At 66.4% G+C, this 14,939-nt stretch carries 12 protein-coding genes; 4 read left to right on the top strand and 8 right to left on the bottom strand.

Translation table 11 applies throughout. The features are described from left to right. Nucleotides 1-173: 173 nt before the first annotated feature. Entirely contained in the window at nt 174-638 is a 465-nt protein-coding gene (locus HPC46_RS23155) for an RDD family protein (RefSeq protein WP_179474274.1), read from the bottom strand. A 170-nt stretch (nt 639-808) separates the two neighbouring features. Between HPC46_RS23155 and glnA (HPC46_RS23150) the strand changes: the two genes are divergently transcribed. Next, a complete protein-coding gene (gene glnA, locus HPC46_RS23150; protein WP_174401114.1) occupies nt 809-2,245 on the top strand; it encodes a type I glutamate--ammonia ligase in 1,437 nt (478 codons plus the stop codon). A gap of 421 nt (nt 2,246-2,666) precedes the next feature. After that, nucleotides 2,667-3,068, top strand: a complete 402-nt coding sequence (locus HPC46_RS23145; protein WP_179474272.1) for a DoxX family protein — start codon at nt 2,667-2,669, stop codon at nt 3,066-3,068. Here the strand turns inward: HPC46_RS23145 and HPC46_RS23140 are convergent. From HPC46_RS23140 to glnA (HPC46_RS23125), 4 genes are read right to left on the bottom strand one after another with little or no spacing between them, the layout of a single operon-like run. Continuing rightward, a complete protein-coding gene (locus HPC46_RS23140; protein WP_179474290.1) occupies nt 3,065-3,925 on the bottom strand; it encodes a TIGR03619 family F420-dependent LLM class oxidoreductase in 861 nt (286 codons plus the stop codon). The genes HPC46_RS23145 and HPC46_RS23140 overlap by 4 nt on opposite strands. A 2-nt stretch (nt 3,926-3,927) precedes the next feature. Then, on the bottom strand, nt 3,928-4,554 hold the full coding sequence (locus HPC46_RS23135) for a PaaI family thioesterase (protein ID WP_179474270.1): 627 nt from the start codon (nt 4,552-4,554) through the stop codon (nt 3,928-3,930). 4 nt (nt 4,555-4,558) lie between these two features. Then, nucleotides 4,559-7,528, bottom strand: a complete 2,970-nt coding sequence (locus tag HPC46_RS23130) for a bifunctional [glutamine synthetase] adenylyltransferase/[glutamine synthetase]-adenylyl-L-tyrosine phosphorylase (protein WP_179474268.1) — start codon at nt 7,526-7,528, stop codon at nt 4,559-4,561. Between the two features lie 24 nt (nt 7,529-7,552). Next, nucleotides 7,553-8,893 carry a type I glutamate--ammonia ligase gene (gene glnA / locus HPC46_RS23125; protein WP_179474266.1) on the bottom strand — a complete coding sequence of 447 codons (1,341 nt, stop codon included), beginning with the start codon at nt 8,891-8,893 and terminating at the stop codon, nt 7,553-7,555. Between the two features lie 96 nt (nt 8,894-8,989). Here glnA (HPC46_RS23125) and HPC46_RS23120 point away from each other — a divergent pair, with 96 nt between their 5' ends. Beyond that, complete coding sequence (locus tag HPC46_RS23120) at nt 8,990-9,229, top strand: hypothetical protein (protein ID WP_179474264.1); 240 nt, start codon at nt 8,990-8,992, stop codon at nt 9,227-9,229. Continuing rightward, on the top strand, nt 9,226-10,167 hold the full coding sequence (locus HPC46_RS23115) for an SPFH domain-containing protein (protein ID WP_179474262.1): 942 nt from the start codon (nt 9,226-9,228) through the stop codon (nt 10,165-10,167). Before HPC46_RS23120 ends, HPC46_RS23115 begins: the two co-directional genes overlap by 4 nt. A 1-nt stretch (nt 10,168) precedes the next feature. On the opposite strand, the gene HPC46_RS23110 is transcribed toward HPC46_RS23115, so the two are convergent. From HPC46_RS23110 to HPC46_RS23100, 3 genes are all read right to left on the bottom strand, one after another. Continuing rightward, nucleotides 10,169-11,701, bottom strand: a complete 1,533-nt coding sequence (locus HPC46_RS23110; protein ID WP_179474260.1) for an alpha/beta hydrolase — start codon at nt 11,699-11,701, stop codon at nt 10,169-10,171. 122 nt (nt 11,702-11,823) lie between these two features. Next, nucleotides 11,824-13,368, bottom strand: coding sequence for an alpha/beta hydrolase (locus HPC46_RS23105; RefSeq protein ID WP_179474258.1), 1,545 nt, complete (start codon nt 13,366-13,368; stop codon nt 11,824-11,826). A 58-nt stretch (nt 13,369-13,426) separates the two neighbouring features. Further along, complete coding sequence (locus HPC46_RS23100; protein WP_179474288.1) at nt 13,427-14,824, bottom strand: WS/DGAT/MGAT family O-acyltransferase; 1,398 nt, start codon at nt 14,822-14,824, stop codon at nt 13,427-13,429. Nucleotides 14,825-14,939: the final 115 nt, after the last annotated feature.

Here is a 14,939-nt window from a genome sequence, read left to right as displayed (position 1 = left end):
CCGCCGCCGCCTCAGCAGAGCGCCGCGACTCATCCAGCGCGACAGCCAACCGAGCCTGCGCAGCCGAGGCCGCGGACTTCAGCCACTCCAGCTCCGCAATCCGCTCGACCAGCGCCGCTTCTCCGGCATCCAGGTCGATCATCACCAATTCTTCGAACATGCGTTCGAGTGTACTACCGGCGTACGACAGCCGTCGCGGTGAACTTGTCCTGCAGGCCACGGCCGTCGGCGTCGGTGAACAGGCCCGGAATCACCAGCGAGAGCAGCAGCCCGCGCACGATTGCCCGCCCGATCCCGACATGCTGGCGGTTGTCGACCGAGACCACCATCAACCCGAGTGCGTACTGCCCCGGGGTGAACCCGAACAGCCGGACCGACAGGGCCCCCAGTAGGAACCAGATCGCCAGCACAACCGTCGACAGCGTCGAGATGCTGACGATCCCCAGCGACATCCCCAGCGCGCCCAGCCCGTAGGCAATCAACCAATCGATCAGCAGCGCCAGGAAACGGCGGCCCATCCGGGCCAGCGAACCCGGTCCGGATTCGGGCAGGCCCAGCGCCTGGCCGGGCCAGGCAGCCTCGTCACCGGGCGTCACCGGTTCCGGTCCGGACAGCCAGGACCCAATCTCGCGCGCCATGGCCCCAGGATATGCGGGCACGCGACCAGGCCCCGCCACCTAGGATGCGTAACGTCGGCGCAACATGCACTTGACGGGGGTGCAACATCAACTTCATAGCGTCAACCGCGGGTTAACAAACCCCTGTGCCGAGACCTGCGCAAAACCGGCTGCACCGAAGGAGTTAGTAAGTGGCAGAAAAGAACGCTGACGACCTGTTCAAGCTGATCAAGGATGAGAAAGTCGAGTACGTCGACATCCGGTTCTGTGATCTGCCCGGCGTGGTCCAGCACTTCTCCATCCCCGCCTCAGCGTTCGACGAGAGCGTGTTCGAGGACGGCCTTGCGTTCGACGGCTCGTCCGTGCGCGGCTTCCAGTCGATCCACGAGTCCGACATGATGCTGTTGCCGGACCCCGAGACCGCGCGCATCGACCCGTTCCGGGCCGCCAAGACGCTGAACCTGAACTTCTTCGTGCACGACCCGTTCACCCGGGAGGCTTACTCGCGCGACCCGCGCAATGTCGCCCGCAAGGCCGAGAACTACCTGGCCAGCACGGGCATCGCCGACACCGCATACTTCGGTGCCGAGGCCGAGTTCTACATCTTCGACTCGGTGAGCTTCGATTCGAAGATCAACGGAACCTTCTACGAGGTCGACTCCGAGTCGGGCTGGTGGAACACCGGTGAGCCTTTCGAGGCCGACGGCTCGGCCAACCGCGGTTACAAGGTCCGCCCCAAGGGCGGCTACTTCCCTGTCGCCCCGTACGACCATTACGTGGATCTGCGCGACGAGATGGCCACCAACCTGCAGAACGCCGGCTTCACGCTGGAGCGCGGTCACCACGAGGTGGGTACCGCCGGGCAGGCCGAGATCAACTACAAGTTCAACACGCTGCTGCACGCGGCCGATGATGTGCTGCTGTTCAAATACATCATCAAGAACACCGCGTGGGCCAACGGCAAGACCGTCACCTTCATGCCGAAGCCGCTCTTCGGCGACAACGGCTCGGGCATGCACGCCCACCAGTCGTTGTGGAAGGACGGCAAGCCGCTGTTCCACGACGAGGCCGGCTACGCGGGTCTGTCGGACATCGCCCGCCACTACATCGGCGGCATCCTGCACCACGCGCCGTCGCTGCTGGCGTTCACCAACGCGACGGTGAACTCCTACAAGCGCCTGGTGCCGGGTTACGAAGCCCCGATCAACCTGGTGTACAGCCAGCGCAACCGGTCGGCCTGTGTGCGTATCCCGATCACCGGCAACAACCCGAAGGCCAAGCGCCTCGAGTTCCGTTGCCCGGACAGCTCCGGCAACCCGTACCTGGCGTTCGCGGCCATGCTGATGGCCGGTATCGACGGCATCAAGAAGAAGATCGAGCCGTTGACCCCGGTCGACAAGGACCTCTACGAGCTGCCGCCGGACGAGGCCGCCGCGATCCCGCAGGCGCCGACCTCGCTGTCGGCCGTCATCGACAAGCTCGAAGAGGACCACGAATACCTCACCGAGGGTGGCGTGTTCACCGAGGACCTCATCGAGACCTACATCTCCTACAAGCGTGAGAACGAGATCCTGCCCGTGCAGATCCGGCCTCACCCGTACGAGTTCTCGCTGTACTACGACGTGTAAATCGGCGTAGCAGTTCGCTTGAGTCCACCCGTTCGCGCGGCACAGTCCGCCGAGCGGGTGGACTCATGGCTTTCTGGTGACCGTCGGGTGGACCGAAGTTGGCTGAGCGGCAACAGGTTTGGGTGCGGGTGGCGGAATCGGAGCCGCGCCGACGGTTGACGGGGGTTGCGGCGACGAAGGCGCTTCGACGGGTGGGGCCGGGTGGTAGCGCAATGTCGCGACCGACAGACCGATCACGACGGCGGCGAACACCATCATCACCACGCCACGAATTGACGTACGTCGCCTCAGCCTGGCAACCGAATACCCCCGCACAGAGCTGAACCCTAATCGGCACCGGCGTCAACGAGCCGAGCCGTAAGCAGCTTCACAGGCACCTGTTGGCTGTCGCGCAGACAGCCAGATCAGTAGGGTTGATCCCATGACGCAGAGACTTGATGCTCGCCTCGACAGCAACACACCTGCCGCCCTCAGCGTGTTCCGGATCTTCTTCGGACTGCTGTTCCTCTTCGAGGGACTTTCGAAAGTATTCGACTGGCCCCAGCCCTACGGCGTGGAGACCGGTTCGTGGCCGATCTGGTACGCCGGAATCCTGGAACTGGTTCTGGGAAACCTGATTACGATCGGACTGTTCACCCGGATCGCCGCGTTCATCGCCTGCGGGCAGATGGCCGTCGCCTACTTCACCCAGCACATCGAGAAGAGCTTCTGGCCCGTTGTCAACGGCGGCGAGCTCGCCGTCGCACTGTGCTTCGGCTTCCTGCTGCTGGTGTTCACCGGCGGTGGCGCCTACGCACTGGACGCCGTCCGCGGTAAACGCTAGGCGTCCAGCGCCAGATCCTTGCGGAACCGCCGCATACCGTCGATCTTGTCGGCCAGCGATGCATCGGGTCCGGAGTAGAACATCCACGGCATCGTCACGATGCCGGTGATGCCCGCCGCGGCGGCCTTCTCGTAGTGCGGGATGGTGAATGCGTCGGTCAACGGTGTCAGGATCTCGAAACCGTCCATCGTCAAACCCTTTTCGGCGCGCAGCTCACGCAACTTGTCCACCCGCAGGATCGCCTGGTCCAGGCTGATCAGGTCGCCGATCCAGCCGTCAAGACGGGCCGCGCGCCGCAGCGCGATGTCCGAGAGTCCGCCACTGTAGACCGGGATGTGCGGCGGCGTGGGCATCATCTCCAGCCGCGGAGTCTGGTAGAACTCGCCGTCGAACTCCGTCCAGCCGGGCTGCCATAACGCCCGCATCAGCTCGATCATCTCGTCGGTGCGCTTGCCCCGCTTGGCGAACTGTTGGCCCATCAGCGTGAACTCTTCTTCACACCAACCCACGCCGATGCCGAGCTCAACGCGGCCACCAGCCAGATACGCCGCAGTGCCAATGGATTTGGCGGCCGAGTACGGGTCACGCATCCCAGGGATGTACACCGTCGTCACGAACTTGATCTCGCTTGTGGCCTGCGCCAGCGCTCCCACCAGCACCCACGGGTCGGGCCAGTCGGTGAACGGTTGCCAGCGCCGCTCGCCGTCCTTGGTGTACGGGTACGGGGTGGCCAGGGTCTCGAGGTTCACCACATGGTCGGGAATGCCGAGTCCCTCATAGCCGAGGTCGTCTGCGGCCTTGGCGATCTCGACGATCTCGCTGGTCTCCAGGAACGCAACGCTGACATAGAACTTCAAATTCACGCTATATCCCTCGCCCACGCCGGCATGATGAAAACCCCTTCTGCTTCGACAGTCGCTCCCTGTGCGTCGCTGAGAAATCCGCGCGCATACGTCTTGAAACCTTCGGTCCGCTCCACCCACGCCTCGCCCCGCAACGCTCCGAGCGGCGTGCCACGCAGATACTTCAGCGTGATGGTGCCGGTGAATTTGGGCTTGCTCAGCTGATGGGTGGCAACCTCACCGAGCAGTTGGTCGAGCAGCAGCGCGCAGATGCCGCCGTGCACCAGCCCGGGCGGGCCCTCGTACACCGGCCCGAGGGTGAACTCGGTCCACACCCGGCCGTCCTCGTGATGGGTGTTCATCGGCGGTGCCAGCGGATTATGCCGTCCCACAGCGGGATTGCGCCACACCACCGGCAGGCCCGTCTCTTCGTGCCGCAGTACGCGCGGCCGATCGCTCGGCGTGCGCTCGAGCATCTCGGTGACCTCGTCGATGGTCTGCTTGGCGGCCATGATGGTGTCCGCGTCGGCTCCGCTGTGCAGGCTTGCCTCGATGAGTCGACGCACCGACTCGGCCAGCGGCTCGTGCAGCGCCCCGATCCGGTCGTGCTCGTCGGCGCTGATCACGCCAAACTCGAAATCCATCGCGCTAGCCTCCGAATACCTTGAGCACCACGGCTTTAGCGCGTCGAGTCACCCGCAGATAGTTGTCCAGGAACTCGCTGCCGTCGTCGTTGTGCCAGCCGGCGGCCACCGCCACCGCGTTCAGCTGACGTCCCGGGCCGGGCAGCTGGTCGGTCGGCTTGCCTCGCACCAGTACCAGCGCGTTACGGGCGCTGGTCGCCGTCAGCCAGGCCTGACGCAGCAGGTCCACATCGTCCTCGGCCAGTAGTTCGGCGGCGCCGATCGCATCCAGTGTGGCCAGCGTCGAGGTGTTGTGCAGCGCGGCGATCTGATGGGCATGGCGAAGCTGGAGCAACTGCACCGTCCACTCGACGTCGGCCAGTCCACCGCGTCCGAGCTTGGTGTGGGTGTTCGGGTCGGCGCCGCGGGGCAACCGTTCGGCATCGACCCGCGCCTTGATCCGCCGGATCTCCTGCACCGCTTCGGCGGACACCCCGCCGGCCGGGTAGCGCGTCTTGTCCACCATCAGCAGGAAACGGTGCCCGAGATCCAGATCGCCGGCCACCCGGTGGGCCCGCAGCAGCGCCTGGATCTCCCACGGCTGCGCCCACTGCGCGTAGTACGCCTCGTAGGAAGCCAGCGTGCGCACCAGCGGACCTTGCCGACCCTCCGGGCGCAGATTCGCGTCGACCTCCAAAGGCGGGTCCGCACTGGGCGTTCCGAGCAGTGCGCGCACCTGTTCGGCGACTGTCACCGACCACTTCACGGCGCGCGACTCCTCCACGCCGGGGTTGGCCTCGCAGACGAACATCACGTCGGCGTCCGAGCCGTAGCCCAGCTCGCCGCCGCCGAGGCGACCCATGCCGATGACCGCGAGCTTGGCCGGGACCGCACCGTCGTCAGGAGTGTTGGCGCGCACCACCGCGTCCAGTGCCGACTGCAGCACCGCCACCCACACCGATGTCAGTGCGCTGCAGACATCCCGGACTTCGAGCAAGCCCAGCAGATCGGCGGAGGCCACCCGGGCCAGTTCGCGGCGGCGCAACGTTCGGGCGGCCGCGATCGCGCGCACCGGGTCGGCATGCCGTGCCGTCGAGGCGATCAGGGCACGGGACACGGCGTCGGGGTCGGTGTCGCAGAGCTTGGGCCCGGCCGGACCGTCGGCGTACTGCTGAATCACCTCCGGCGCCCGCATCAACAGCTCGGGCACATAGGCCGACGTGCCCAGCACTCGCATCAGCCGCTTGGCGACGGCACCCTCGTCACGCAAAGTGCTCAGATACCAACGCTGGTCGGACAGCGCCTCGCTGATCCGCCGATACGCCAGCAGGCCGCTGTCCGGGTCGGGGGTGTCCGAGAGCCAGTCCAGCAATCGTGGCAACAGCACCGACTGGACCCGGCCGCGCCGCCCGCTCTGGTTGACCAAGGCGCTCAGATGCGTCAGCGCGCTCTGGGGGCCTTCGTAACCCAGCGCGGCCAGCTGCCGTTCGGCGGCGGCCGGCGTCAGACCGGGCGAGAGCCCGACGGACGGGCCGACCGACTCGAGCAGAGGTTGGTAGAAAAGCTTGGCGTGCAACCGCGATACCCGGAGGTTCTGCCGCTTGATCTCCTCGCGTAGTACGCCGAGCGAGTCGTGGGTGCCGTCGGGACGCATGTGCGCCGCGCGGGCCAGCCAGCGCATCCCTTCCTCGTCTTCGGCGGGGGGCAGCATGTGAGTTCGCTTGAGGCGCTGCAATTGCAGCCGATGCTCGAGCAGCCGCAGGAACTCATACGACGCGGTCAGGTTGGCGGCGTCGTCGCGTCCGACGTAGCCGCCGGCCCCCAGCGCTGCCAGCGCGTCGACCGTCGAGGCCACATGCAGCGACTTGTCGGTACGACCGTGCACCAATTGCAGGAGCTGGACTGCGAATTCGACGTCACGCAAGCCGCCGGTCCCGAGTTTGATCTCGCGGTCCCGCACATCGGCAGGCACCAGCGCCTCCACCCGCCGGCGCATGGCCTGCACCTCCGGCACGAAATCCTCACGCTCGCAGGCGGTCCAGACCATCGGCATCAGCGCGGCGATGTACTGCTCCCCCAGCTCTGCATCTCCCACGGCCGGCCGGGCCTTCAGAAGCGCCTGGAACTCCCACGTCTTCGCCCACCGCTGGTAGTAGGCGACGTGCGAGTCCAGGGTGCGTACCAGGGCGCCCTGCTTGCCTTCGGGACGCAGCGCGGCATCGACCTCGAAGAACGTGTCCGACGCCAGCCGCATCATCTCCCCGGCAACCCGGGTGGTCACCGAACCGGCGTCCTCACCCACGAAGATCACGTCGACATCGCTGACGTAATTCAATTCCCGCGCACCGCATTTACCCATCGCGATCACCGCGAGACGAGGCGGGGTGACATCCTCCTTGCAGACCGTCGCCACCGCCACCTTCAACGCGGCATCCAGCGCCGCGTCGGCGATGTCCGACAGGTGTTCCCCGATCGTGGAGAACGCCGGCACGGGTTCGTTCTCCACTGTCGAGGCCAGATCGAGTCCGGCCAGGATCAACAGCTGGTCGCGATACAGCGTACGCAGCCGCGGCATGATTGTGGCTGGCGCGGTACCGAATTCGGCGATGCAATCGTCGAACAGCCGGCGCAGTCCAGCCCGGTCGGGCAGAGTCACGGCGCCTTCGAGAAGGTGCCACGATGCCGGGTTGGCCACCAGATGGTCACCCAGTGCCAGCGACGAGCCGATCACGGCGAACAACCGGCCGCGCAGCCCACGGTCCTTCAGCAGTGCGGAATTCAGCTGCGGCCAGTCACCACCCAGCGCGTCGGCCAGCCGGCTCATCGTCTGCAGCGCGACGTCGGCATCGGGTGCCCGCGACAGTGACCACAGCAGTTCGACGTGAGAATCGGTGTCCCAACCCAGCCTCGTCAGATCAGCTGCGGCCGACCGCTCGACCAGACCAAGCCGGCCCACGCTGGGAACGCGTGGGCGCTGGGTCGCTGGTTTGGGCACGCGAACGACGGTATCGCACGCCGATCACAGCGACAGATACGCCTTCAGTTCGTACGGCGTCACGTTGCTGCGGTACTCCTCCCACTCCGCGCGCTTGTTGCGCAGGAAGTAGTCGAAGACGTGCTCGCCCAGCGCCTCGGCGACCAACTCGGAGCCCTCCATCTCCTGCAGCGCAATGCCCAGGCTGGACGGCAGCTCCTTGTAGCCCATCGCGCGGCGCTCCTCGGGGGTCAGCATCCACACGTTGTCCTCGGCCTGAGGGCCCAGCACGTAGTTCTTCTCGATACCGCGCAAGCCGGCGGCCAGTAGCACCGCGAAGGTCAGATACGGGTTGCATGCCGAGTCGGGGCTACGCACCTCGATGCGCCGCGAGGACGCCTTGCGCGGGGTGTACATGGGCACCCGCACCAGCGCCGAGCGGTTGGACGCGCCCCACGATGCCGCCGTGGGGGCCTCGCCGCCGTGCACCAGTCGCTTGTAGGAGTTCACCCACTGGTTGGTGACCGCGCTGATCTCGCTGGCGTGCTCGAGGATGCCGGCGATGAACGACTTCGCGACGTCGGAGAGCTGCAGCGGATCGTCGGGGCTGTGGAAGGCGTTGGTCTCGCCCTCGAACAGGCTCATGTGGGTGTGCATGGCCGAGCCGGGATATTGCGCGAATGGCTTGGGCATGAACGACGCCCGCACACCTTCGGCGAGCGCGACTTCCTTGACCGTGTAGCGGAACGTCATCACGTTGTCGGCCATCGAGAGGGCGTCGGCGTAGCGCAGGTCGATCTCCTGCTGACCGGGCGCACCCTCGTGGTGGCTGAACTCGACCGAGATGCCCATCTGCTCCAGCGCGTCGATGGCGTGCCGGCGAAAGTTGGGTGCGGAATCGTGCACGGCCTGATCGAAGTAGCCGCCGTTGTCGGCGGGCACGGGCACCGAGCCGTCGTACGGCCCCGGCTCCAGCAGGAAGAACTCGATCTCCGGGTGCACATAGCAGGAGAACCCGAGGTCGCTGGCCTTGGCGAGCTGACGGCGCAGTACGTGGCGGCTGTCGGCCCACGACGGCGAGCCGTCCGGCATCGTGATGTCACAGAACATTCGCGCCGAGTGGTGCTGGCCCGCGCTCGTCGTCCAGGGAAGTACCTGGAAGGTCGACGGATCAGGGCGGGCGACAGCGTCGGATTCGAAGACCCGCGCGAAGCCTTCGATGGAGGATCCGTCGAAGCCGATCCCCTCTTCGAAGGCGCCTTCGAGCTCGGCGGGAGCGATCGCGACCGACTTCAGGAAGCCGAGCACATTGGTGAACCACAGCCGGACGAAGCGGATATCCCGTTCCTCCAGCGTGCGGAGCACGAATTCCTTCTGGCGGTCCATGACGCGAGCGTATGCAGCGGGTGTTAATTCCGTGTTACGCAGGCGGTAAGAGCCGCATCACCAGGCCAATTGATGGTGTTGGTGGATACTGAGCCGATGAAGGCGGTCATTCCCCTTGTCCTCATCGCCGTCATCATCATCATCGCCATGGGGTTTTACATTCGCCAACTCCGCAAGGAACTCCGCGGTGTCAAAGACCCGCTGGTGTTCCTTTCGGCAAAAGATCGCAGGGCATATGCCCGGGAGCTGCTGGCCCGGGAACGGGACCGCTACGAGGCCGAGCGCCAGGAAAAGCTGAACGAGATCATCTGGAACCGAGGAACGGAAGACACGTGAAGGGTCGAATCATCGCCATCGGCGCCGGCGCGGCGGTGCTCATCGTGGGCGGAGTCATCTTGAGCGGCTGCAGCACCCAGGTGGGCGCGGGCACCACCGCCGTCAAGGTGGACGATTACTTCTTGATTCCCACCGACCCCAAAGTGGAAGGCTGCATCAGCCCCGAAACCTCCGAGTTCAACCCCCCGGGCGGATTCAAGGTCTATCTCTATCCGTCGCGCCAGATCTCGTGGGACGCCCTCGACCGGCCCGACGCGGAAGCCCCCGCGACGCTGGTGGTCTCCAACGCCACGGCCCCGGCCGAGTTGAAGGTTCCCGTTTCGGTCACCTTCGACCTGACCAGCGACTGCGACAAGCTCAAGGAGTTCCACCGCGAATTCGGCACCAAATACTCCGGCTGGCTCAACAGCGACGGGTCGGTCAGTGAGGGCTGGGTGAGTCTGCTGCGCTATGTGGTGGGCCAGCCCTTGGAGAACACCCTGGTATCCGTGGCTCAGAAATACACGTGGCGGCAGATCTGGAACGACGAGGCGGTCCGGGTGGAGTTCCAGAACGCCCTGCGTGAAACCTTGCCGCAAGCCACCCGGGCCCGCACCAACGGCCAGGAGTACTTCTCGAACTTCGCGGTGACGGTGATGAAGCCCGACCCGGTGGACCCGGGACTCAAGGAGGCGATCGTCGCCGAGCAGCAGGCCATCGCCCAGGCGAACGCGGCCCGGGCCAAGGGCGTTGCCGACGCCGAGGCCGCCAAGGCCAAGGCCGACGCGGACGTGATAGCCGCGAAGGCCCAGACCGAGCTGGCCCATCAGCAGGCCCTACAGAAGCAGGCCGAGATCGCCGGCTACCCGTCGGTCGAGGACTTCCTGAAGGCCAAGGCCATCGACGCCGGCCAAAACCCGTACCAGCCCACATATGTGGTGCCGCAGGGCGGCCGCTGAGTCAGCAGGTCAGGTTGACCGGCACCGTCTGGTCGACGAAGTACTTCACGATCGCCGAGTCGATGCATTCGTCGCCGTTGAACACGGCGGTGTGCTGGGTGCCGTCGAACGTGACCAGCGGTGCGTTCAGCTCGCGGGCGAGGTTGACGCCCGCCTCGTACGGGGTCGCCGGGTCGTGCGTCGTGGACACGACGACGACGCTGCCGGGTGGGGCCGGAAGCGCCGGGTGCGGCACCGACGTCGGCGGCACCGGCCAGAATGCACACAGATCGCGGGGCGCGAAACCGGTGAACTGACCGTAGGCCTGGAACGGCGCCAGCTCGCGGGTGCGCCGGTCGATATCGGCCCACACCGCCGGATCGGTCGGGGTCGGGGAGTCGACGCAACGGACCGCGTTGAAGGCGTCCTGCCCGTTGCTGTACTGCCCGTAGGGATTACGGCCGTCGTACTCGTCGGCGAGCATCAACAGATCGCCGGCATCGGTCTGGCGCGCCAACCCGAGCAGTCCGCTGGTGAGGAACTTCCAATACTGCGGTGTGTAGAGCGCGTTGAAGGTTCCGGTCAGGGCGTCCTGATAACCGAGCCCGCGGGGATCAGATGTCGGCCCGGGCTTGGCCACCAGCGGATCGACCAACTGGTGGTACCGGTCGACCCAGTGCGCCGGGTCGGTGCCCAGTGGGCAACCGGCCGATTTCGCGCAGTCGGCGGCGTAGTCGTTGAACACCACCTGGAAGCCGGTCATCTGCTGGATGATCGAGTCAACGGTGTCCTGCGCCGGATCGATCGCTCCGTCGAGCACCATCGCGCGAACCCGGTCGGGGAATTTCTCCAGATACGCGGTGCCGATCTCGGTGCCGTAGCTGAATCCGAGATAGTTGAGCTGGTCATCGCCGAGGACCTGGCGGACGGTGTCCATATCGTTTGCGACCGAGGCGGTTCCGACGCCGGCGAGGAACGCGGTGCCCATCTTGTCGGCACATTCCTTGGCGTAGTCGGCGTTGATCTTCTCGATCGCGGCCACCCCGGCGGGGCTGTAGTCCACCATCGGATTCCGCCGCCACGCGTCGAACTCGGCGTCCGTGCGGCAGCGCACCGACGGCGTCGAATAGCCGACGCCGCGGGGATCGAATCCGACGAGGTCGAAATGTTCGGTGATCGGGCTGCCGGCCAGCGCGTAGCCCATGCCCGCGACGGCGTCGACCGCAGAAGCGCCGGGCCCGCCGGGGTTGACGAACAGCGCCCCGATGCGCCGGCCACTGGCCGGGACCTTGATGACGGCCAACTGTGCTTGCGGCCCAGCGGGATCCGCATCACTGATCGGCACCGGGACGGTCGTGCACTGCGCGGTGGGGAGCTCACGGGCGTCGTCACCGAGGAAGCGCTCACAGCTCCCCCACGTGACCTGCGGCGCCGACGTCTGCCCTGCCCCGGCGTTCGGCGTGGCAGCGGCCGACGGAGCCGTCACTCCGGCCGTCAGCACAACACAGAAGTAGAGCGCCGAGCCGATTCGACTCGCGCGTCCCATGGGAGTCATCGTCGCATGGCTGCGCACTACGCGCGGCGGCGAGCCGGTCACACTCCGATCTCAGATGCGCGCCGCCTGGATAACGATTCTTGACGCCGACGTAGAAGCGTTGTGGCGCTGAGTGTTTGGCGTCAGCAGGTGGCGCCGGGCGGGGGCAGCTTCAGGTCGACGAGATATGCGGCGGCGTAGTTGTCCACACACGTGTTGCCCTGGAACACCACAGTGTGCTGCGTTCCGTTGTACGTCAGCAGCGCGCCGCCGAGTTGCTTGGCCAGGTCCACACCCGCCTGATACGGCGTGGCGGGGTCGTTGGTCGTCGACACCACCAGCACCGGCGGCAGCCCCGGCGCCTTGACGGTGTGCGGCGTGCTGGTCGGGGGCACCGGCCAGAACGCGCACGTGCTCAGCGGGGCATGCCCGGTGAAGTCGCCATAACTCATGAACGGCGCGACCTCACGCATCTTCTTGTCTTCGGCGATCACCTTGTCACGATCGGTGATCGGCGGCTGGTCCACACAGTTGACGGCGATACGGGCGTCGGTGGCGTTGGTGTAGTGGCCCTGAGCGTCGCGGCGCATGTACATGTCGGCCAGCGCCAGCATGGTGTCGCCGCGGCCGTTGGTCATCTCGGTCAGGCCCTGCGTCAGGTGACGCCACAGGTTCGGCGAGTACAGCGCCATGATCGTGCCGATGATCGCGTCGCTGTAACCCAGGCCACGCGGGTCGGAGGTCGGCAGCGGCTTGTCGACCAGCGGGTCGACTAGGTCGCGGTAGACCTCGACGGACTTGGCGGGGTCGGTGCCCAGTGGGCAGGTCGGATCCTTGGCGCAGTCGGCGGCGTAGTCGTTGAACGCCTGCTGGAAGGCCGCGGCCTGATCGATGTCGGCCTGGATCGGATCGGCGTTGGGATCGACGGCACCGTCGAGGATCATCGCGCGCACTTTGTCGGGGAACGCCTCGGCGTAGGCCGAGCCGATGCGGGTGCCGTAGGAGTAACCAAGGTAGGTCAGCTTGTCGTCGCCGACGGCGGCGCGGAGCGCGTCCAAATCCTTGGCGACGCTTTCGGTGCCGACGTTGGCCAGGAATTCCTTGCCCATCTTGTCGACGCAGCGCTGGACGAAGGACTTGGTTTCACCTTCGATGTGCTCGACACCTTCGGGGCTGTAGTCCACCTGCGGGTCGGCTCGCAGCCGGTCGTTGTCGGCATCGGAGTTGCACCACAGCGCCGGCGTCGAGGAGCCCACCCCGCGCGGATCGAAGCCCACCATGTCGAAGCGCTGGCGCACCGAGGTGGGCAGGTTCTCCACGATGCTGGCGGCGGCTTCGATGCCCGACTCGCCGGGCCCGCCCGGATTGATGATCAGTGAGCCGATCCGCTGGCCGGTGGCCGGGAAGCGGATCAGCGCCAGGACGGCGACGGCGCCGTCGGGCTTGGCGTAGTCGACGGGTACGGCGATCTTGCCGCACTGTGCGCCGGCCGGGATCGGTAACGAGTTGCCACCGCCGCCGCCGGCAACCCGGCACGGACCCCACTGGATCGGTTGCCCGATCTGCGGCCCGGCGATCACGGCCGATCCCCCCACGACGGTGCTGCAGCCGGCGCTCGCGACGAGTGCGGCCACGGCGGGGAGCACCAGAGCGGTGCGGACGGCGCGTGGTCGGTGGTAGAGCCTCATGGCAAACATGCTGCCATGCACGGCGGGGGTGCCTCGCACACCGACCCGCCGGGGCAGGTCATTTGGTGGCGTCGAGCAGTTCCTGCATCCCGACGGCGAAGTCGTCGGCCAGATCCCACAGGTCGGGTAGCAGTTCCGGGCAGGCGATCAGACCCACGTCGAGTTTGCCGTTCAGCGACATCACCGTGATGTTCAGACCTGAACCGTGGAAGATCGGCCCCAGCGGGTACATCGCGGTCACTTCGGCGCCCAGGAAGTACAGCGGGATCTGCGGGCCGGGCACATTGGAGATCACCAGGTTGTGCACCGGCCGGGCCTCGGTCAGCCGGCTTCGGGCATAGACCCGCATCGCGACCCCGAAGATCGCGGGCCCGGCGAATTGGCTCCAATCCTGCAGCAGCGTCGCCCCGATCGCCGAGCTGTGTTCCTTGGCGGTGTTGTTGGCCTCGGCGATGGCCTTGATGCGCTCGGCCGGGTCCTCGATCTGGGTTTCCAGTTTGGAGAACATGCCGGACACCTGGTTGCGGCCGGGCCGGTCGGAACGGTCGTGGACCGAGACCGGGACCATCGCCACCAGCGACGATTCGGGCAGTTCGTCGCGGTCGAGCAGGTACTGCCGCAGCACCCCGGCGACCAGGGCCATCACCACGTCGTTGACCTTCACACCGAAGTGGTTCTTGACCGTCTTGATGTCCTCGAGGTCGAGTTCGGCGAACGCGACGTTGCGGTGCGCGGTGATGCTGGCGTTGAACTTGGTCTGCGGCGCCGCGAACGGGGCGGCCATCGCCCGGCCGCCGACCGCGCGCTGGACGGTGTCGACGACCGTGCTGACCGTCGAGGGAATGACCTTGGTGGCCAGGTGCAGGGGCCGGGTGACGAAATTGCCCAGCCCACCCAGCGCGATCCGCAGCTGGTTGGTGGCGCCGAACTCGTCCTCGACCGGGTCCGGTGGCGGCGCGTCGGGTTCGGTGCTGCACAGCTGCGACATCAGGTTGGCGCCGGTCACGCCGTCGACGGCGGCATGGTGGACCTTGGTGAGCACGGCCAACCGCCCGCCGTTGCGGGCATCGGTGCCATCGATGCCCTCGATGACCCAGGTTTCCCACAGCGGGTGTCGACGGTCGAGCGGCAAAGACGCCAGGTGACCGCAGATCTCGCCGAGCTCCACGCGACCGCCCGGCGCGGGCAACCCGATGCGGTGCAGGTGGCGGTCGATATCGAAGTGCTCGTCCTCCACCCACACCGGGTGGTCGAGGTTGAGGAAGCTGTTGGCGAGCCGCTCACGGAAGCTCGGGATGGCCTTGACCCGCAACGCCAGTTCGTCACGCAGCCGTTCGAAGGTGTAGCCACCCGGGATCGTGGAGGCGTCGAGCTCCAGGATCGAGCACACATGCAGTGGCTGGGACGGAGTTTCGAGATAGAGGAAGCTGGCGTCGAGTCCGCTCAGTCGCTGCAGGTGTTGGACCATGCGGCCGATGGTATGTCGGCGGCCTCATGGCGGGTGTGAGAAAGTCCACTTCAGGAGTTCGTTCACCTTTGCCACCCGCGGTGGCACACTTGAACCCGTCAGA

Source organism: Mycolicibacterium vinylchloridicum, assembly GCF_013404075.1.
GTDB lineage: Bacteria > Actinomycetota > Actinomycetes > Mycobacteriales > Mycobacteriaceae > Mycobacterium > Mycobacterium vinylchloridicum.
This window is presented reverse-complemented; position numbering and strand designations above follow the sequence as displayed.